Annotated in this window: 16 protein-coding genes, 3 tRNA genes and 1 pseudogene; 10 read left to right on the forward strand and 10 right to left on the reverse strand. The window is 39.5% G+C overall.

All coding sequences use genetic code 11. The annotated features are described in order from the left end of the window. The first annotated feature begins 55 nt into the window (after nt 1–55). On the forward strand, nt 56–1888 hold the full coding sequence (locus J671_RS17190; RefSeq protein WP_004707365.1) for a phosphoenolpyruvate carboxykinase (GTP): 1833 nt from the start codon (nt 56–58) through the stop codon (nt 1886–1888). A gap of 41 nt (nt 1889–1929) precedes the next feature. Here J671_RS17190 and glpD read toward each other — a convergent pair whose 3' ends face one another. Together glpD and glpK are read right to left on the reverse strand one after the other, a co-directional pair. Next, nucleotides 1930–3447, reverse strand: a complete 1518-nt coding sequence (gene glpD / locus J671_RS17195) for a glycerol-3-phosphate dehydrogenase (protein WP_031982944.1) — start codon at nt 3445–3447, stop codon at nt 1930–1932. Between the two features lie 153 nt (nt 3448–3600). Then, nucleotides 3601–5109 (reverse strand): annotated as a pseudogene (glpK, locus tag J671_RS0104755) (glycerol kinase GlpK). A 373-nt stretch (nt 5110–5482) separates the two neighbouring features. Here glpK and J671_RS17200 point away from each other — a divergent pair. After that, the gene (locus tag J671_RS17200; protein ID WP_080593569.1) at nt 5483–6814 is read left to right on the forward strand and encodes an MFS transporter; all 1332 of its coding nucleotides are present in this window, start codon (nt 5483–5485) and stop codon (nt 6812–6814) included. 114 nt (nt 6815–6928) lie between these two features. Then, entirely contained in the window at nt 6929–7351 is a 423-nt protein-coding gene (locus J671_RS17205; RefSeq protein WP_001043188.1) for a hypothetical protein, read from the forward strand. Between the two features lie 21 nt (nt 7352–7372). Here the strand turns inward: J671_RS17205 and J671_RS17210 are convergent, their stop codons facing one another. Together J671_RS17210 and folD are read right to left on the reverse strand one after the other, a co-directional pair. Further along, a complete protein-coding gene (locus tag J671_RS17210) occupies nt 7373–8041 on the reverse strand; it encodes a class I SAM-dependent methyltransferase (protein WP_001278008.1) in 669 nt (222 codons plus the stop codon). Between the two features lie 233 nt (nt 8042–8274). After that, nucleotides 8275–9123 carry a bifunctional methylenetetrahydrofolate dehydrogenase/methenyltetrahydrofolate cyclohydrolase FolD gene (gene folD, locus J671_RS17215; protein ID WP_001229846.1) on the reverse strand — a complete coding sequence of 283 codons (849 nt, stop codon included), beginning with the start codon at nt 9121–9123 and terminating at the stop codon, nt 8275–8277. 152 nt (nt 9124–9275) lie between these two features. Between folD and J671_RS17220 the strand changes: the two genes are divergently transcribed. Continuing rightward, nucleotides 9276–9349: transfer RNA gene (locus J671_RS17220), tRNA-Cys, on the forward strand. A gap of 11 nt (nt 9350–9360) precedes the next feature. Continuing rightward, a tRNA-Leu gene (locus tag J671_RS17225) sits at nt 9361–9446 on the forward strand. A gap of 102 nt (nt 9447–9548) precedes the next feature. Here the strand turns inward: J671_RS17225 and J671_RS17230 are convergent. Next, nucleotides 9549–11312: an alkaline phosphatase D family protein gene (locus tag J671_RS17230; RefSeq protein WP_031982945.1), complete on the reverse strand. Its 1764-nt coding sequence runs from the start codon at nt 11310–11312 to the stop codon at nt 9549–9551. Nucleotides 11313–11508: 196 nt separating this feature from the next. Between J671_RS17230 and J671_RS17235 the strand changes: the two genes are divergently transcribed. Together J671_RS17235 and J671_RS17240 are read left to right on the forward strand one after the other, a co-directional pair. Continuing rightward, a tRNA-Leu gene (locus J671_RS17235) sits at nt 11509–11594 on the forward strand. Between the two features lie 75 nt (nt 11595–11669). Next, nucleotides 11670–12011 carry a hypothetical protein gene (locus J671_RS17240; protein WP_200004095.1) on the forward strand — a complete coding sequence of 114 codons (342 nt, stop codon included), beginning with the start codon at nt 11670–11672 and terminating at the stop codon, nt 12009–12011. Here J671_RS17240 and J671_RS17245 read toward each other — a convergent pair whose 3' ends face one another. The 4 genes from J671_RS17245 to rlmE all read right to left on the reverse strand — a co-directional run bounded on the left by J671_RS17245 (nt 12012) and on the right by rlmE (nt 16121). After that, nucleotides 12012–12326: a DUF5713 family protein gene (locus J671_RS17245; protein ID WP_004707350.1), complete on the reverse strand. Its 315-nt coding sequence runs from the start codon at nt 12324–12326 to the stop codon at nt 12012–12014. Between the two features lie 132 nt (nt 12327–12458). Beyond that, nucleotides 12459–13310: a dihydropteroate synthase gene (gene folP, locus J671_RS17250; RefSeq protein WP_031982949.1), complete on the reverse strand. Its 852-nt coding sequence runs from the start codon at nt 13308–13310 to the stop codon at nt 12459–12461. Nucleotides 13311–13440: 130 nt separating this feature from the next. Next, a complete protein-coding gene (ftsH, locus tag J671_RS17255) occupies nt 13441–15336 on the reverse strand; it encodes an ATP-dependent zinc metalloprotease FtsH (RefSeq protein ID WP_031982950.1) in 1896 nt (631 codons plus the stop codon). Nucleotides 15337–15470: 134 nt separating this feature from the next. Then, complete coding sequence (gene rlmE, locus J671_RS17260; RefSeq protein WP_000235573.1) at nt 15471–16121, reverse strand: 23S rRNA (uridine(2552)-2'-O)-methyltransferase RlmE; 651 nt, start codon at nt 16119–16121, stop codon at nt 15471–15473. A 199-nt stretch (nt 16122–16320) separates the two neighbouring features. Here rlmE and J671_RS17265 point away from each other — a divergent pair, with 199 nt between their 5' ends. Then, nucleotides 16321–16644: a YhbY family RNA-binding protein gene (locus tag J671_RS17265; protein ID WP_031982952.1), complete on the forward strand. Its 324-nt coding sequence runs from the start codon at nt 16321–16323 to the stop codon at nt 16642–16644. Between the two features lie 14 nt (nt 16645–16658). Next, complete coding sequence (locus tag J671_RS17270; protein ID WP_004707346.1) at nt 16659–17195, forward strand: DOMON-like domain-containing protein; 537 nt, start codon at nt 16659–16661, stop codon at nt 17193–17195. A 59-nt stretch (nt 17196–17254) separates the two neighbouring features. Here the strand turns inward: J671_RS17270 and J671_RS17275 are convergent, their stop codons facing one another. Further along, nucleotides 17255–17842, reverse strand: a complete 588-nt coding sequence (locus tag J671_RS17275) for a flagellar basal body-associated protein FliL (protein ID WP_002048572.1) — start codon at nt 17840–17842, stop codon at nt 17255–17257. 313 nt (nt 17843–18155) lie between these two features. Here J671_RS17275 and carA point away from each other — a divergent pair, with 313 nt between their 5' ends. Next, complete coding sequence (gene carA / locus J671_RS17280; RefSeq protein WP_000106446.1) at nt 18156–19295, forward strand: glutamine-hydrolyzing carbamoyl-phosphate synthase small subunit; 1140 nt, start codon at nt 18156–18158, stop codon at nt 19293–19295. Nucleotides 19296–19309: the final 14 nt, after the last annotated feature.

Below are 19309 nucleotides of genomic sequence, written 5' to 3' on the forward strand. Positions count from 1 at the left end.
ATTGTACCCCAATGAATAGACTTGTACGTTGTACATATTTTGAATAGGCCTCACCATGACCACAGTGAACGCACCAGAATTCGTTCGTCATCCTAAGCTTATAGCATGGGTTGAAGAAATTGCAAACTTAACCAAACCAGCAAAAATCGAATGGTGTGACGGAAGCGAAGAAGAGTATCAACGTCTAATCGACTTGATGATCGCTAACGGCACCATGCAGAAATTAAACCAAGAAAAACATCCTGGTTCTTATCTTGCAAATTCTGACCCATCTGACGTTGCGCGTGTTGAAGATCGTACTTACATCTGCTCTCAAAATAAAGAAGATGCTGGTGCGACAAACAACTGGGAAGATCCAGCTGTTATGCGTGAAAAATTAAATGGTTTATTTGAAGGTTCAATGAAAGGCCGTACGATGTACGTTGTTCCTTTCTCTATGGGTCCTTTAGGTAGCCATATTGCTCATATCGGTATCGAGTTAACTGATTCTCCTTATGTTGCTGTTAGCATGCGCAAAATGGCACGTATGGGTAAAGCTGTTTATGATGTATTAGGTACAGACGGCGAATTTGTTCCTTGTGTACACACAGTAGGTGCTCCACTTGCTGAAGGTCAAAAAGACGTTGCATGGCCTTGTAACCCAGAGAAATATATCGTTCATTACCCAGAAACTCGTGAAATCTGGTCTTTCGGTTCTGGTTACGGCGGTAACGCATTACTTGGTAAAAAATGTTTAGCTCTTCGTATCGCTTCTGTCATGGGACGCGAACAAGGTTGGTTAGCTGAACACATGCTTATTCTTGGTGTGACTAACCCTCAAGGTGAAAAACACTACATCGCTGCTGCATTCCCATCTGCTTGTGGTAAGACAAACTTTGCAATGTTAATTCCACCAGCAGGTTATGAAGGTTGGAAAATCGAAACTGTAGGTGACGATATTGCTTGGATCAAACCAGGTGAAGACGGGCGTTTATATGCGATTAACCCTGAAGCTGGTTTCTTCGGTGTAGCTCCTGGTACAAATACCAAGACTAACCCGAACTGTATGGCAACACTTCATAAAGATGTTATCTATACAAACGTAGCAGTAACTGAAGATGGTCAAGTATGGTGGGAAGGTCTTTCTAAAGAAGTTCCATCAAACTTAACAAACTGGAAAGGTCAACCTCACGTAAACGGCGAAAAAGCAGCACATCCAAATGCTCGTTTCACTGTTGCAGCTGGTCAATGTCCATCTATCGATGCTGACTGGGAAAACCCAGCAGGTGTTCCAATTTCTGCATTCATCTTCGGTGGTCGTCGTGCAGATACAGTTCCTTTAGTTTCTGAAGCTTTTGACTGGGTTGACGGTGTATATAAAGCGGCAACTATGGGTTCTGAAACTACTGCTGCTGCTGTTGGTCAACAAGGTATCGTTCGTCGTGACCCATTCGCGATGCTTCCATTTGCTGGCTATAACATGGCTGACTACTTTGACCACTGGTTAAGCCTTGGTGCAAAAGTAAGCGAGAAAGCTGAAGCTTCTGGCAACAAATTACCGAAAATCTTCAACGTAAACTGGTTCCGTCGTGATGCTGAAGGCAACTTTGTATGGCCTGGTTTCGGTCAAAACATGCGTGTTCTTGAGTGGATCATTGACCGCTGTGAAGGTCGTGCAAACGCTGTTGAAACACCAATCGGTTTTGTTCCAACATATGAAGACTTGAACTGGAAAGGCACTGAGTTCAGTAAAGAACAATTTGACCTTATCACTACTCAAGATAAAGACCAGTGGGTTACTGAAATTGAAAGCCACACTGAGTTATTCAATAAACTTGGCGAGCGCTTACCAAAAGCATTAAAAGAACGTCAAGCAGCATTACTTGAAGCTGTAAAAACTGGCTTCTAATTGCTAAATATAAAAAAGGCCGCTTTATGCGGCCTTTTTTATTATGCGGCATCATCTTTTAGTCGACGTTCAGATAAGTAAGCTTCTAACACTTTTACCTGTTTTTCATTAAACGCCAAACCTAATTTAGATCTTCGCCAGAGTATGTCTTCTGCAGTATTTGCCCACTCATATTCGCATAAATATTTAACTTCACATTCAAATAAATCATGACCAAAATTTTGCCCCAATTGTTCTATACTATTTCGTTCATGAAGCATGTTCCAAACTCTTGTGCCATATGCATGTGCCCAACGTTTGGCAAGGGATTCTGAAACTCCATTTACACTTAATTGAATCTGGTTGATTAAATCATCTAATGTAGTCCAGTTCTCAGCACCGGGTAATGGTTCATTGGCAGTCCACTCCTCTGCCATTTCACTAAAGAACGGAGACAAATGCTCTAAAGCGGTCTCAGCCAGTTTCCGATAAGTCGTAATCTTGCCACCAAATACCGATAACAATGGTGCCGTTTTATCTTCCGTCTGTAGTGCCAAAGTATAGTCGCGGGTAATTGCCGAAGGGTTATCAGACTCATCATCACATAAAGCACGTACACCTGAGTACTGACTTACAATATCTGCTCGCGTTAACTGGTTTTTAAAATGTGAATTTGTCACTGTCAAAAGGTAATCTATTTCTACATCAGTAATCTCTACCTTTTGTGGATCACCTGTGTATTCCTGATCTGTTGTACCAATGAGGGTATATTTTTCTAAATAAGGAATTGCAAAAACGATCCGTCGGTCTTCGTTTTGCATAATAAAAGCCTTATGACAGTCATATAGCTTTGGCACAACAATATGGCTTCCTTGGATCAATCGGACTTGATAAGGAGATCTTAAATTTAGATTTTCACTAATAATTTCTTCAACCCAAGGACCAGCTGCATTTACTAAAGCTCTTGCACGTATCTGATAAACCTCTGCTCCACTTTGTAGTTCCAAATACCAAAGTTCTTGTTCTTTATAAGCCTTAACACATCGTGTTCGTGTCACGACTTTGGCACCCTGCTCTTTAGCTTGTAGCGCATTTAACACCACAAGACGTGCATCATCTACAGTACAGTCAGAATATTCAAAGCCACGCGTTATCGCTGGTTTTAAGGGACTATCTTCTTTGAAATAAATCAGATTTGAACCTAATAATTTTTCTCGTTTTCCCAAATGATCATAAAAAAATAGGCCCGCTCGAATTAACCATGCAGGACGCAAATGCGGTCTATGAGGCATAATAAAACGCATTGGTGCAATAATATGTGGCGCTTTCGCCAACAACACTTCTCGCTCTGCTAATGCTTCTCTGACTAACCTGAATTCTTTATGTTCTAAATAGCGTAGACCACCATGAATTAATTTACTGCTAGCAGATGAGGTGTGACTGGCTAAATCATCTTTTTCACACAAAAATACCGATAGTCCACGGCCTGCTGCATCGTTGGCAATACCCACTCCATTAATACCGCCACCAATTACAGCAATATCATATACTTTTGAATAATCATTAGTTTGTACTGTCATTTCTCATATTCTTTTTATTGTTGATCTTATAAAAATTAAAACATCAAATTGATGAAACAACAATCAAAAAAGTAGAATAATCAATTTTGAATAAATAAACATTGAGCCGCTAATTAATTACTCTACTTTTAATTTAACTCATTAAAGAACAAATCAATCCTCAGCCCAACTTTGACTGCGTTTCACTGCTTTCAACCAACCCTTATAAATAAACTCAGATTGTTCAGCAGACATTTTGGGTTCAAAAACTTTTTCTATGGCAGATTTATTTCTTAACTCGTGCAGATCTTGCCAGAAACCCGTTGCTAAACCTGCAAGGAAAGCTGCGCCCAAAGCAGTGGTTTCTTTCATTATTGGACGTTCTACAGGGGTTGCTAAAATATCAGACTGAAATTGCATCAAGAAGTTATTTTCCGTTACGCCACCATCAACACGGAGCGTACGAAGTTCTTCTTCTGCATCTTGCTGCATAGCATCTAAAACATCTCGAGTTTGAAAAGCAATGGACTCTAAAGTTGCACGAATAATATGTTCAATACTAGCCCCACGCGTCAGACCAAAAATTGCTCCGCGTGCTGTCGGGTCCCAATACGGTGCCCCCAATCCGGTAAAAGCTGGAACGACATATACACCATTACTGTCTTTTACTCGTGTTGCATAATGCTCAGAATCTTTAGCGTTCTTAATAACCTTTAATTCATCGCGTAACCACTGTACACAAGAGCCACCATTAAACACGGCACCTTCTAAAGCATAATTCACTTCACCGCTTGCACCGCATGCAATAGTGGTCAGTAATCCATGCTCTGAACGAACAATCTTCTTACCTGTGTTCATGAGTAGAAAGCAGCCTGTACCATAGGTATTTTTAGCCTGTCCTGACTCAACACACATTTGACCAAAAAGTGCAGCCTGTTGATCACCCGCGATTCCCGCAATAGGAATACCTACTTCTTGGCCACTAATGGTATGTGTATACCCATAGACCTCAGATGAACTACGTACCGCAGGTAGCATTGCTCTAGGAATATCTAAAGCTTGTAAAAGTTTTTCATCCCATTCAAGCTTTTCGATATCAAACAGCATAGTCCGTGAAGCATTGGTAAAATCAGTGACATGAACAGCGCCATTGGTTAGTTTCCAAATGAGCCACGTATCCACCGTACCAAACAACAACTCTCCTCGCTCAGCACGCTCACGGCTGCCTTCCACGTGATCTAAAATCCATTTAATTTTTGTGGCCGAAAAATATGGATCAATCACTAAGCCTGTGGTTTTACGAATATATTCTTGCCAACCTGCTTTATGCAATTGATTACAAATTTCAGTCGTCTGTCGGCTCTGCCAAACAATCGCATTGTAAATCGGCTTACCTGTTTTTTTATCTCAGACAATGGTGGTTTCTCGCTGGTTTGTAATCCCAATTGCTGCAACTTGCTCACTCTTGATGCCTGCTTGAGCCAAAGCCTCTACCCACACAGCGCTTTGAGTTGCCCAAATTTCCATTGGATCATGTTCAACCCAGCCCGGCTGAGGGTAAATCTGAGTAAACTCTCTTTGAGCAATACTGACAACATTTGCATTATGATCTAAAACAATTGCTCTTGAGCTTGTTGTGCCCTGATCAAAAGCAACAATATATTTCTTTGGGCAATTTGACATCTGAATGTCCCTTTCATTATCCACACACATCTAGTCCACAATGCAAAGACATTATGCCTAACTGTATTTATTTAAAATTTTCTTTGGAATATATCATTATTTTTAAGGGATATAGGTTTTCTTCGCCCAAACATTACTCATTCTTTATCGGTTTTTACTACTTGGGAAAAAATAATATTCTAAAAATCCGAGTAAGCTTATAAAAATGAACTGATCGGCTAATTTGAAATCACATAAATATTCAACTTATTCCTTTGCTTAAATAATAAACATTGTTTTACAGACATAAAAAAAATAAAGTGAAATACTCCTCTAGATAATATGTAAAAACGGAATAAATCTTCTCTTCTATAGCATTCAACCCAAGCGAAACATGGAGCGACTCATGGTTGATCAACCTTCTACCGCAACACCTCCACATTCTAATTTAGATACAAAAACCCGTCTAAAATCAATTTTGGGCGGTTCTGCTGGCAACCTTGTCGAATGGTACGACTGGTATGTATATGCCGCATTTACGCTCTATTTTGCTCATGCTTTTTTCCCAAAAGGGAGCCAAACTGCTCAACTTCTTCAAGCAGCTGCAATTTTTGCAGTAGGCTTCCTTATGCGTCCGATTGGCGCATGGATAATGGGGATTTATTCAGACCGTAAAGGACGTAAAGCTGGCCTTACGCTTTCTGTCACCTTAATGTGTGTTGGCTCTCTACTCATTGCGGTTACCCCTTCCTACGAAAGTATTGGCGTATTTGCACCATTACTTTTGGTTATTGCACGTTTAATTCAAGGCTTAAGTGTAGGTGGTGAATACGGTGCAAGTGCGACATATTTAAGTGAGATGGCTGAAAAGAACCGTCGTGGTTTTTTCTCAAGCTTCCAATATGTCACCTTAATTGCAGGACAACTTACAGCTTTATGTGTACTACTCATCTTGCAAATGGTACTCACCGAGCAGCAATTGCATGACTGGGGATGGCGTATTCCCTTTTTCATTGGTGCACTTTTAGCAATTGTGGTATTCCGTATTCGCCGTGGGCTATTAGAAACACAATCTTTTAAAAATGCTCAAACAGAGACAGATCAGCCAAAATCAGGAATGTTTGCTTTATTTAAGCATTATCCTAAAGAAGCTTTTACAGTATTGTTCTTAACTGCTGGTGGTACACTCGCTTTTTATACTTACACCACCTATCTACAAAAATATTTAGTCAATACATCTGGTTTTACCAAACCTGAAGCGACTCAAATTACTACTTTAGCATTATTTATTTTTATGTGTTTACAGCCATTGGCGGGGGCATTATCAGATCGAATTGGGCGTAAACCACTGATGATTTTCTTCGGGGTAACAGGTGTTTTATTCACATATATTTTATTTGATGCTCTCGCAAACACGCATAACTACTGGACTGCATTCTGGTTATGCTTTGGGGGCCTGATCATGGTGACTGGCTACACTTCAATTAATGCTGTCGTGAAAGCTGAACTTTTCCCAGCACATATTCGTGCTTTGGGCGTAGCTCTCCCTTATGCAATTGCAAACACTTTATTTGGAGGAACAGCCGAATTCTTCGCATTAAGTTTTAAAGAAGCTGGTCATGAATCTTGGTATTTCATTTATGTCAGTATTATGATTTTCATTTCATTGCTGATTTATATCTTTATGAAAGACACCAAACATCATTCAAAAATCAAAGAACATTAATATTTTTATTAGAGCTAATATCATGAGCCGATGTTAGCTCTAAACTAGTGAATAACCACAAACAACGCTTCTATTTTATGAGATACTGCGTATAAGAAAATAAGGACGATACTGATGAATAAAAGTATTTTATGTTTGGCATTAAGTAGTATGTTTATTTTAACTGCTTGTCAGACTACGCCTCGACAATATAATGGTTCAACTGGCTATCAGATTGAAAACCAAACTAAAACTTCAGCGACTCTAGCTTATACTTTAGCTGGCCGTAGTAACCAGCAACTTGATGAGCGCAAATTACAACGTGCTTGTCAGAATGTGTTAGGTGCCCAGAAAGTTTATAAATTATCAATTTTAAGCATCAACGAAATTCCTAATCCAGCTAAAGATGAGCATTATGGAATTCAACTCGGTGAAACTCGCGCGTCTTTTGGCTTATCAAATACACCTAGCTTAAATAATGGTGAAGATTATGCGACACGCCAAGCACTTGAAGCACGCCCAAGTACATTGAAAGTTGTTCGTTATACTTGTTCATAACATAAAAAAGACGCTGTTCTTTTACAGCGTCTTATAAAAACTTACATTTCTAAATTCTTTTGCTTCATCCAAATCTGGCCACGTTGTCGCACTTCTTTCTTCAATTTTTTCATATTTTGGATGACTAAAATTTTTAACACGGCTATCGGCTACCCATACTTCTGGTGCAAATTTTAAAAATTCGTCTAAGAAAAAGCGGTTACATTGGTCATATAACACATCAGCAGCGAGTAAAACATCAACCTGCTCAGCTTTATATAAATCATCCAGATATTCGAGCTCTACATCATTAAGTAAAGCATTTTCACGGCAAGCATTTAGACTAACCTGATCAATATCACAGCAGATTACGCGTTTTGCTCCTGCCATTTTCGCAGCAATTGCCACTACACCAGAACCTGCTCCGAAATCTAACACCACTTTATCTTTAACATGGTGCGGCTCTGCAAGTATCCACTGAGCCATCGCCAAACCTGATGCCCAACAGAAAATCCAATACGGCGTGTCATTCCAGATACGGCGAATAACTTCGTCATCTAAACGATCAGTTGGAAAAACTGGAGGAATCAACCATAAAGAAATTGGAGTTTCTGGCAACTGTTGTGCCATTAATTCACAATGAGGAATGACTTCATGTAGGGCTTGAAGTAAATGTTCAGGGGCTTTAGACAGTTGAAAGGTGCAGCTCATAAATAAGCTCAACAATTTACAATTACTATTTGATACGCGTTAACGTCATCCGCAATTGTTCGAGGTAGGACTACATTAAACTAAAATGTTTCTGCGACTCATCTATAGCTAACCAGTAGCTGACGAGTTTTGCGGATGACAAATGGTTTTGGTTACTTTTCCCGAAAGAAAAGTAACATACGAGCTCCTAACATTTGCGTTAAACGGTAGGACGCCGTCGTGAATAAATTAAATTAACCTAAAGCTTTTTCAGCAGCTTCTACAGTTTGGCGAATCAAAGTAGTAATGGTCATTGGACCAACACCACCCGGTACTGGTGTATAAGCAGAAGCAATTTCTTCAATACCTTGTAATTGAATATCGCCTACACCGCCTCCATCACGTGGGTGGAAACCAGCATCTACAACAACTGCACCCTGTTTAATCCAGTCTTTTTGAATAAGTTCAGCTTTACCTACAGCACCAACAATAATGTCAGCCTGTTTCACAAGCTCAGGTAAGTTTTGTGTACGTGAATGACAAATCGTTACTGTTGCATTTGCTTGTAACAACATCATTGCCATTGGTTTACCTAAAATTGCTGAACGGCCAACCACAACCGCGTGTTTACCAGCAATTTCGATGTTGTTTTCTTTAAGAATTGTCATGATACCCGCAGGAGTTGCTGAACCATATGCAGCCTCACCCATCGCCATACGGCCAAAACCAAGGCAAGTTACACCATCTACATCTTTTGCTAATGAGATCGCATCAAAACACGCACGCTCATCAATTTGTGCAGGAACTGGATGTTGTAAAAGAATACCGTGAACATCTGGATTGGCATTAAGCTTTTCGATTTCAGCTAATAATTGTTCTGTTGTGGTTTCTTGTGGTAATTCGATTTTTAATGAATCCATACCTACTCGACGGCAGGCATTTCCTTTCATACGTACATAAGTTGCAGAAGCACCATCATCTCCAACCAAAATAGTCGCTAAAATCGGGGTACGACCTGTTTTTGCTTTCAAAGCTTCAACACGTACCAACAAATTTTCTTCAATTTGCTTTGCTAATGCACGACCGTCTAAAACCAATGCCACAGCACATCTCCAAGGTAGACATGAATTTAATGTGCCAATAATACATGATAATTTCGACAATTTTATTCTAGATGTTGTTTTTATGTGCATCTTCGCTCAAAACAGTATTGTTTTTTTTGTAAAGGTTGCTAATATGTGCATCACCAAATGTAGGCGGGGTGGCAGAGTGGTCATGCAGCGGACTGCAACTCCGTGGACGCCGGTTCGATTCCGACCTCCGCCTCCAAATTTGGTAAAGCCCGGGTGGTGAAATAGGTAGACACAGGGGATTTAAAATCCCCCGCCCTCAAAGCGTGCCGGTTCGAGTCCGGCCCCGGGCACCATCTTCAAGTACTGAATATGGTGTCATAAAGAATCCAGCGTAAGCTGGTTTTTTTATGCCTAAAAAAAGGGTTACCTCAGCAACCCTCTACTTTTCTATAGTTTCAAGCAGTCTTTTGATCTTGTTTTAACGGCATCAAATTTAGATCCAATACAATATCGTTTTGTCGGCTTGAATCTATCTGATATTCGGTATTTTTAATTGAATCTACAAATCTCCACTCAGAATGAACTTGTGCCTGATCTAGAGTAACCAATAAGTATCCTCGTTGATTTAAATTACAGTAGGCCAATTCATCAATTAATGTAGTAAAAGCAAATTCAAACTGTTGCAGTTGAGCCAGTGGAATACTTAAATATTTTTCTAAACCTGGAGACGATACAGAACTAGTCGCCAATTCAACTCCAATATACTTTCCTTTCTGGCTATATAAATAAGATGCCCATGCGTTATGAGTATCCCCCGCTAACACAATGATCTTTTTATTAAACTCTGCCAATTTGTCATATACAAACTCTCTCTCAGCATAGTAACCATCCCAAGCATCTAAATTGTATGGTGCCACCGTCATAATTCTTGCTTTTTCTTGAGCTGTTAATGTTGGATCATTTTGTTGCAAACGAAGTTTTAAAGTAACCAACTCGGTGATTTGTGTATTCATTTTAGCAAGTGTTTCAGGCGAAGTTCCCCCTGAAGTAATTTGCCCTAAAGATGCCAATAGCTCAGCTGGAATCCACATTTTACTCATCAAGACTTGCTGCCCAACAACATTCCATGTAGCTGTAGATTGCTTTAATTTATCGACCAGCCAATCTCTTTGCGTATAACCCATTAAAGTACGCGCTGGATTAGTTAAATCTGCCTGAAATTTGGCAATATCCAAACCAGAGGCTGTCATATAGTCTTTGTATTCAAGCTGCTTATCACGCGCAATAATACGCGTATCTAGCATGGTTAATTGGACAAGTGAACCAAAGTTAAACTGACGATAAATATTTAAATGGTCAGAACTAGAGACTGGGCGAATTGGCATCCATTCAAAATAAGCTTGTAGAGCAGCTAATTTTCTATCTGAAAAAGACCCTTCATCGCTTTGATGATTTTCCGCACCCTCACGCCAAGCATCATTCGCTAGTTCGTGATCATCCCAAATTACAATAAAAGGATGACGCTGATGAGCAGCTTGCAAATCTTTATCCTGACGATAAAGTGCATAACGTTTGCGATAATCCTCTAATTTAATAATTTCTTTATTATTATCAGCAGGTAGCATACGCCCAAGCTTTATCGCATCTTCCGCCGCATAACCATCTGCACCATATTCATAGATATAGTCCCCCAAATGGATAATGACATCGACATTCTGTTTAGCCATTTCCCGATAGACATAAAAGTAACCCGCAGGATAATTCGAGCAAGAACATACTGCAAAGCTCACTTTATTCGTAGAAGTTGGTAATGTTTTCGTCTGTCCTACTGGTGAGACTTTACTACCAAATTTAAAACGGTAGTAGTACACCGTATCTGCTTGTAACCCAGCTGCATCAACTTTCACTGTAAAGTCATCAGTCTTGCTTGTTTCAACCATTCCCGTCTTTAAATTTTGTTTAAACTGATTATCGGTTGAAATTTCCCATACAACTTTTAAGCGCACCCCAGAGTCTGTCGGTGTTACTCGTGTCCACAAAATAACTTTATCTTGTAGTGGGTCCCCGCTTGCGACACCATGAAGAAAATCTGCTTGTATTTCTGGACTTTCATCATCTGAGCCATCGTTACAACCTGTAAAAGCAATAGGTATAGATAAAGCCCCAAAACCGAATAGACTTTTTTGAATTAATTCTCGGCGTGAAATTTTCTCTGACATAAAATTCTCTAAGTTTTAAGCAATGAGTGCCTTAAACTTAAGTACATAACATGAACAGCTGATCTCAGTTTGATGAACAAATCATGACAAAAATTGGTTAATTTATATAAATACCGATAAGAACTGATTGAAAATAAAGCAAACTCTCCGATTTTCTCTTGCCAATCGCGCACTTGTCCTCTATTATTGCGCACATGCCCGGGTGGTGAAATAGGTAGACACAGGGGATTTAAAATCCCCCGCCCTCAAAGCGTGCCGGTTCGAGTCCGGCCCCGGGCACCATTTTCAACTATTGAATTTGGTGCTACAATGAATCCAGCGTAAGCTGGTTTTTTTATGCCTAATGAAAATGATCCCATGATAAGAATATTAATATTTATATCCTCTCTACTCTTTATACCTTCTATAAATGCTGGAGATATTTTTAACGGCACTATCCTATTTAAAAATAAATATTGGCATTTTATACGCTGCTCTATCACTCAAGATGACTATTTAATTGAAGCTTCTCAAGATGTGATTACTCAATTAAAAGCATTACAGCAGAAAGAGAAAAAATATTGGGTAAGCTTATTAGCAGATGTCAAAGTACAGCAGAATGGAAATTTAATATTGGAAGTTGAGAAAATAGATGAAGTTCATTTAGGGTCTTCATGTCATTTATTAGATGCACTTGAAAGCTTTGAAAATCGAGAGTAATTACCACTCTCGATTCATAACCAGCTCTTCCATTTCAAGATCTAAAAATCCTGCATCTTGCACCACCATCATCATTGCCTCCGCAATATAATCAGCAGCACTATCATCAAGCGATGAATCTAGATCTTCAAACTGGGGTTTCATTTCATTAATTTCACTTATAGTCTGATGAGCATATCGATAAACATCTTGATCAGCTAAAGCAGGCTTTTGAACTTTTTTAGCAAATTGTTCAATGAGCTGCTTAAGTTCAGCGACCAAAATATCTGGATAATATTCATCATCAAACATCGGGAGAAGTAGGTCTTCGAACATACAAAAGATTACACAACAGCAAAAACTTGCCGCTTATAACATATTTTCACAAAAATCACGAGATTTTTACCCGACTCACTCATCCACTTTATTTAAGACACCCATACCCTAGTCTATTTATACAAGGGAATTTCAAGCTTGTTGCATAGCTTGCCAAACCGAGATAGCGTCATGCATTGCTTTTACATCATGTGCTCTGACAATGGATGCTCCTTGTTGAATACTAAGCAAATGCCCAGTAACACTTCCGACAGCACGTTGATCAGCGGCAGCACCTTTTAAAGCTTCCCCGATAAACCGTTTACGAGAAAGACCAGATAAAATTGGATAGCCCAATTCATTAAGTTTCCAAAATTCTTTTAATAGTTTTAAATTTTGCTGAGCATTTTTTGCAAAACCAAATCCGGGGTCAACAATAATGTTGTGCTTTTTTACCCCAACAGCCAAAGCCTCATCAATACGTTGTTGCAACTCTTGCATCACATCAAGTGTTACATCAGCGTATTGATCCAACTGATTCATTGTGGTTGGCTCACCACGCATATGCATAATCACCACAGGGATATCTAGCTCTACAGCGGTTTTTAAAGCATTAGGACGTGTTAAGGCGCGAACATCATTCCAGATATGTGCGCCTACTGCTTTTGCTGCGCGAATAACTTCTGGCTGGCTCGTGTCGATCGATAAAATAATATTATGATGAGATAAAGCTTCCACAACAGGTACCACACGGCGCACCTCTTCTTCTACTGCAACTTCTGAGGCACCAGGTCTGGTAGATTCTCCCCCAATATCAATAATAGTCGCACCTTGCTCAATCATACTCAGTGCATAATCAACCGCTTGGTCTAATTGGTTATGCTTACCGCCATCACTAAAAGAATCTGGGGTAACATTTAAGATACCCATGACATGAGGCTGAGATAAATCTAATTGAAGCTGTCCACACTGTAAAATCTGCTTAGGTAAAGAAATTAACTGCATAAAAAGCTCCGGTTCGAAATCAGCAGCTATTTTAACAAGTATGCTTTACATGCTGTCGATTTCTTTCAGCTTTATCGAAATTTAAGACAAATAAAAAAGCCACATGATTGTGGCTTTTTTATTAATTAACTTAATTCATTGCTGGTAATGGCGGTGGAGTAGATGGACCATCTTTTGGTGGTTCAAACGCAGATACCGGATTTTCAGCAATATAAACTTTAGGTGGTTGAGGCTCACGACCCTCCATGATGTCACGGATTTGATCGCGATCAATAGTTTCCCATTCCATCAAAGCTTTAACCATTGCATGTGCGATATCTTTATTATTTTCCAAGATATCACGAGCAACTTTATACTGTTCATCTAAAATACGGCGTACTTCCTGATCAACTTGCTGTTGAGTAGCTTCAGAAATTGTACGGCTACCTACGTTACCGAAGAATCCATTTTGGTTTTCATCTTCGTAAACCATAACACCCATTTTGTCAGACATACCGTACTTCGTTACCATCGCACGAGCCATTTTTGTAGCACGTTCGAAGTCATTTGAAGCACCAGTCGATTGTTGCTGAATGAAAACTTCTTCAGCAATACGTCCACCAAACAAAATTGCAATTTCATTCAACATTTTGTCTTTATAGTGGCTAATCTGATCTTGTTCAGGTAACTGCCAAGTTACACCTAAAGCCCAACCACGCGGCATAATTGTTACCTTATGCACAGGGTCAGTACCCGGTAAAATCTCAGCAACAATTGCATGTCCAGCTTCATGGTAAGCAGTTGCACGACGCTCTTCTTCACGTAAAACCATTGATTTACGTTCAGGACCCATATAGATCTTGTCTTTTGCATCTTCAAAGTCATGCATATCGACAGTGTTCTTATTACGGCGAGCAGCAAACAAAGCAGCTTCATTTACAAGGTTTGCCAGCTGAGCACCAGAGAAACCAGGGGTACCACGAGATAAAACTTTAACATCTACACCAGTAACTGAAGGCAATTTTTTCAAATGCACATTCAGTATTTGTTCACGACCACGGATGTCAGGTAAACCAACCATAACTTGACGGTCGAAACGTCCTGGACGTAATAATGCTTTATCCAATACGTCAACACGGTTAGTCGCAGCAATAACGATTACGCCTTCATTACCTTCAAAACCATCCATCTCTACGAGCATTTGGTTCAAGGTTTGCTCACGCTCATCATGTCCACCACCTGTACCCGAACCACGGTGACGGCCTACTGCATCAATCTCATCGATAAAAATGATACATGGTGCATGACGTTTTGCTTGTTCAAACATGTCACGGACACGGGACGCACCCACACCCACAAACATTTCAACAAAGTCAGAACCAGAAATGCTAAAGAATGGAACTTTTGCTTCACCAGCAATTGCTTTGGCTAATAACGTTTTACCAGTACCTGGAGGACCAACCATAAGTATACCACGTGGAATCGTAGCGCCCAAGCGTTTGAATTTTGCAGGATCTTTTAAGAAATCTACAATTTCCACAACTTCTTGTTTGGCTTCATCACAACCAGCAACGTCAGCAAAAGTCACTTTGATTTGGTCTTCTGAAAGCATTTTCGCTTTCGATTTACCAAAACTCATCGGACCATTTTTACCGCCTGCACCACCACCCATGTTACGCATAAAGAACATAAATAACAGAATGATTAACAGTACAGGGAAACTAGCAATGAGAAGTTGCATCAAAATGCCTTGACGTTGTGGTGCTGTGCCCTCTACAACAACATTTTGCTTGTTTAAGCTTGGCATAAGTTCAGTGTCTTCAACTTGCGGACGAACAGTTTCAAACTGAGATCCGTTAGTTTTTTCACCACTAATATTTAAACCGTCAATCGTGACTTGCTTAATTTGGCCAGCATTCACCGCTGCAACAAAATCTGAATATTTCATTGCAGTAGGCTTATTGCGGTCACTGATATTACTGAAAATTAAAATCAGAACACCCAGTATTATTAGCCACAATACGGCATTCTTGAAGTAATCGCTCAAAGCTTTATTCCCATATCGATCTAATTTGATCATGCCCAATCTTGGCCGATCGTCTTAAAAACAGCAATTGTCTTGCTTGCGGATAACCTAAAAGATACAAAATGCACAATTTTTAGGAGCTTGGCAAGTAAACTTTATTGCAATGCTTTCTTACGCCCTTGTCCAACCAAAAAAACTTCTTTAGATCGTGCCCGAGAAGCTGCTGGTTTTGCTGTTTTTAACACATCAAAACTATCAACGACTTGTTTACGAAACTCATCAAATCCTGCGCCTTGGAACACTTTAACAACAAACTGTCCATTTGGACCCAAGACTTTCTGAGCAAAGTCTAAAGCAAGTTCACACAAGTAAATCTGTCGAGGTTGATCAACAGCCCTATTACCTGATGTATTGGGGGCCATATCAGAAATTACAATGTCTACTTGTCTTCCGTTTAAAATATTTAACAATTTTTCAAATACAGCTTCTTCTCTGAAGTCGCCTTGTAAGAAAGTGACATCCGGCAAAGCATCCATAGGTAAAATATCGGAAGCAATAACTAAACCCTTGCTACCAACAAGTTTCCCAGCAATTTGCGACCAACTCCCAGGAGCTGCTCCCAAATCAACCACTGTCATGCCTGGCTTGATCAACTTATATTTTTCTTGAATTTCAAGAAGTTTATAGGCTGCTCGTGCACGATATCCTTCCTTTTGTGCTTTTTTTACAAAAGGATCGTCTAGATGTTCCCTCATCCACGCACGACTACTTTTAGACAATTTTTGGTTTGTGATGCGTGTTGCCATAACTCACTAAATATCAAAAAAACTTCTGATTGCTCATTGTACGTGAAAATTACTCTCATTACAGTACGGATGTAACGTAATCTCAATAACTTTTACAGTTTTTTTCCAATAATGTTGATCGATTATTTATACAGTTTTTCGTACATTTGATTTTAAGTTTTTTGCTATACTAAGTCGTTTTTAAAATCAGGTATTTTTAATGGCCGCTTTATCTATTCATGAACGTAAACGTTTACGTCAAATTGGTCACGTGCTTAATCCGGTTGTCATGATTGGTGGACAAAGCTTAACAGATGCTGTAATCGAAGAAACGCTTCGTGCTTTAAATGATCATGAACTCATCAAAGTAAAAATTGCTGGTGAAGACCGTGAAGCTCGCGCAGCTGTAATTGATGCAATTGTAGAAGCAACTGGCGCTGAAGCTGTGCAGAAAATTGGTAAAATCGTTTTACTCTACAAAAAAGCAGCTAAGCAAAACCAACACTTATCTAACCTCGTTCGTCACGCTCACTTAGCAAACTAACTTATTGACTACTTATGGCAAGTTACGAACTTTCAGCTTTTGATCGTTTTCATGCTGTTTCTGTTGTTGGCGCAATTGAACAGCAAGCCCCGCATACATTAAATGTGGGTTTTTGGATTCGTGATCCAAACCAACTTATTATCTGGCCCCAAGAAGTCGCGGCTCATCCTCGTCAAGATTTTTTGTGGGAAGATACTTGTTTTGAAATTTTTATCGGCGTGCATGATGAAGATTTCTACCGGGAAATTAACCTTTCCCCTTCTCAAGCATGGCAGACCTACCAGTTTGAAGAATATCGATATCCAGAAAGCATGCCTCCCCTCGTTGCTTACGATATCGAACTAAATCATCTCAAGCGTACCCATTATGGTTTAAATGTAAGTCTTGATTTAGGTCAGTTTATGCAACAGCACCGTTTGAAATGGGCAAACCTTTATTTAGGTTTAACTGCTGTTTTAAAAACAAAAGATGGTATGCAGTACTATGCAATGCAGCATAGTGGCAAAAATGCTGATTTTCACAATAAACGTGATTGGCTGCATCAGTTTTAAAAAAATAAAAAAGCGAGAAATTAATTCTCGCTTTTTTATTGAATTTTATTCTTCAATTCTTAGTGATCTCTTGCTTTGTTCCAAGCCTCAACCGCATTATTTTTAGTGCGTTTTAAACTTTCACTTAAAGAATCTTTATGTTTTAAAGAAATTTGACTAATGTCACCCTTAAGTTCTTTAGTCACTTTCGTTAAATCTTCAATTAATGCATTAATTTCAGCTTTTAATGTATTTTTCAGTTCATTTAGTCCTTCTTGAGAAGTATTGAACTGAGCTTTAATCACATCAAGACGTTGTAAAATATCTTGTTTAATCTGAGCAAACTGGTTTTGAATATTCTGATTCAATTCTTGAGTTTCAGCCTCAATTTTTTCTTCAGTCTCGGTAATTACAGCTTTAACTTGTTCTTGAGTTTCTGCAATAGCTTCTTTAACTTGCGAAGTTGCTTCATGAGCGACTTCTTTCACCTGTTCTGTTTTTTCAGCTACAACTTCTTTTACCTGTGTTGCTTTTGTACTCACTGCTTTTTTAGCTCGAGTTGTTGTTTTCGCTACAGCTTCTTTTGCTTCAGTTACTTCGGCTTTAACCGTCTCTGCTACAGACGAAGCATTCTCAGCTATATCTTTTGAAACTTGATTATTGCTCATGCTATTTCCTCATATTGTTTATTTTTTAGCTAGTATTACAATAAGTGGAATTGGCTTATTTCAGGCACCAGATTGTTAGACAATTTGCTAAAAGTATCAATTTCAGACAAGCGGATGAGTTTTTTTGCAAAAAGCAAGCAAGGAATTATATTTTTTAATCGAAAATAAATAGACTTTTTAGGGTTCCATGCGTATAATGCGCTGTTAAGTTACAAGCGGGCAGACCGATAGGGAGGGGCATGTTTTTTTAGAACATTGCCTATCTTTTTTAGGTCTACTCGCTTTTTTACAGCCGAAATTCAGGAGCTTTGGTTTGAGCACCCCCGCCATTTTAGCCCTCGCAGATGGAACGATCTTTAAAGGAACGTCAATCGGCGCAACGGGAAGTACGACTGGAGAAGTCGTTTTTAACACAGCCATGACAGGCTATCAAGAAATTTTGACTGACCCAAGTTATGCACAACAAATTGTGACATTAACTTACCCTCATATTGGTAACACTGGTTGCAACGAAGAAGACGTTGAATCTGGTCGTATCCATAAAGTATGGGCGAATGGTTTAATTATTCGTGACCTTCCACTATTACACAGCAACTTCCGTTCTGAGCAATCATTAAGTGAATATCTGCAAGCACACAATGTTGTTGCAATTGCTGATATTGACACACGTAAACTTACTCGTATTTTACGTGATAAAGGTGCACAAAATGGTTGCATCCTTGCCGGCGAAAATATTACTGAAGAAGAAGCAATTGCTAAAGCTCGCGCTTTTGGTGGTTTAAATGGTTTAGACCTTGCAAAAGAGTGCTGTGATCCAACAGGCTTTGAATGGTCTGAAGGTTCATGGGTATTAGGTAAAGGCTTTACTCAACCTGAGTTAAAATACCACGTGGTTGCATACGATTATGGTGTCAAAACCAACATCTTGCGTATGCTTGCAGACCGCGGTTGCAAACTCACTGTTGTTCCTGCTGAAACTCCGGCTGAAAAAGTATTAGCACTTAATCCAGATGGCGTATTCCTTTCAAACGGCCCTGGCGACCCAGCTGCTTGTGATTACGCTATCGAAGCTGTAAAAACTATTGTTGAAACCACAACATTACCTGTATTTGGTATCTGTTTAGGACACCAAATCTTGGCACTCGCTTCTGGTGCAAAAACTGTAAAAATGAATCATGGTCACCACGGTGCGAACCATCCTGTACAAAATCTTGAAGATGGTACAGTGATGATCACCTCTCAAAACCATGGTTTTGCTGTAGATGCAGAGACATTACCGGCTAACTTAAAAGCAACGCATAAATCATTGTTCGATGGCACCTTACAAGGTATCCACCGTACTGACAAACCAGCTTTCAGCTTCCAAGGTCACCCTGAAGCAAGCCCTGGTCCACATGATTGTGCACCTTTGTTCGATCACTTCATCGAACTTATCGAAGCATCTAAACAGTAATTACGGAGCGAATA

Origin of the sequence: Acinetobacter sp. 1130196 (assembly GCF_000588095.1) — a bacterium.
Classification (GTDB): domain Bacteria; phylum Pseudomonadota; class Gammaproteobacteria; order Pseudomonadales; family Moraxellaceae; genus Acinetobacter; species Acinetobacter nosocomialis.

Excerpts from the sequence above, each read along its gene's own strand:
- glpD (WP_031982944.1), bottom strand. The coding sequence starts at position 3,447 with ATGACAGTACAAACTAATGATTATTCAAAAGTATATGATATTGCTGTA.
- J671_RS17245 (WP_004707350.1), bottom strand. The coding sequence starts at position 12,326 with ATGTTCGAAGACCTACTTCTCCCGATGTTTGATGATGAATATTATCCA.
- J671_RS17240 (WP_200004095.1), top strand. The coding sequence starts at position 11,670 with ATGATAAGAATATTAATATTTATATCCTCTCTACTCTTTATACCTTCT.
- folP (WP_031982949.1), bottom strand. The coding sequence starts at position 13,310 with ATGCAGTTAATTTCTTTACCTAAGCAGATTTTACAGTGTGGACAGCTT.
- J671_RS17210 (WP_001278008.1), bottom strand. The coding sequence starts at position 8,041 with ATGAGCTGCACCTTTCAACTGTCTAAAGCCCCTGAACATTTACTTCAA.
- J671_RS17270 (WP_004707346.1), top strand. The coding sequence starts at position 16,659 with ATGGCAAGTTACGAACTTTCAGCTTTTGATCGTTTTCATGCTGTTTCT.
- J671_RS17205 (WP_001043188.1), top strand. The coding sequence starts at position 6,929 with ATGAATAAAAGTATTTTATGTTTGGCATTAAGTAGTATGTTTATTTTA.
- J671_RS17275 (WP_002048572.1), bottom strand. The coding sequence starts at position 17,842 with ATGAGCAATAATCAAGTTTCAAAAGATATAGCTGAGAATGCTTCGTCT.
- J671_RS17265 (WP_031982952.1), top strand. The coding sequence starts at position 16,321 with ATGGCCGCTTTATCTATTCATGAACGTAAACGTTTACGTCAAATTGGT.
- rlmE (WP_000235573.1), bottom strand. The coding sequence starts at position 16,121 with ATGGCAACACGCATCACAAACCAAAAATTGTCTAAAAGTAGTCGTGCG.
- J671_RS17200 (WP_080593569.1), top strand. The coding sequence starts at position 5,483 with ATGGAGCGACTCATGGTTGATCAACCTTCTACCGCAACACCTCCACAT.
- J671_RS17190 (WP_004707365.1), top strand. The coding sequence starts at position 56 with ATGACCACAGTGAACGCACCAGAATTCGTTCGTCATCCTAAGCTTATA.
- J671_RS17230 (WP_031982945.1), bottom strand. The coding sequence starts at position 11,312 with ATGTCAGAGAAAATTTCACGCCGAGAATTAATTCAAAAAAGTCTATTC.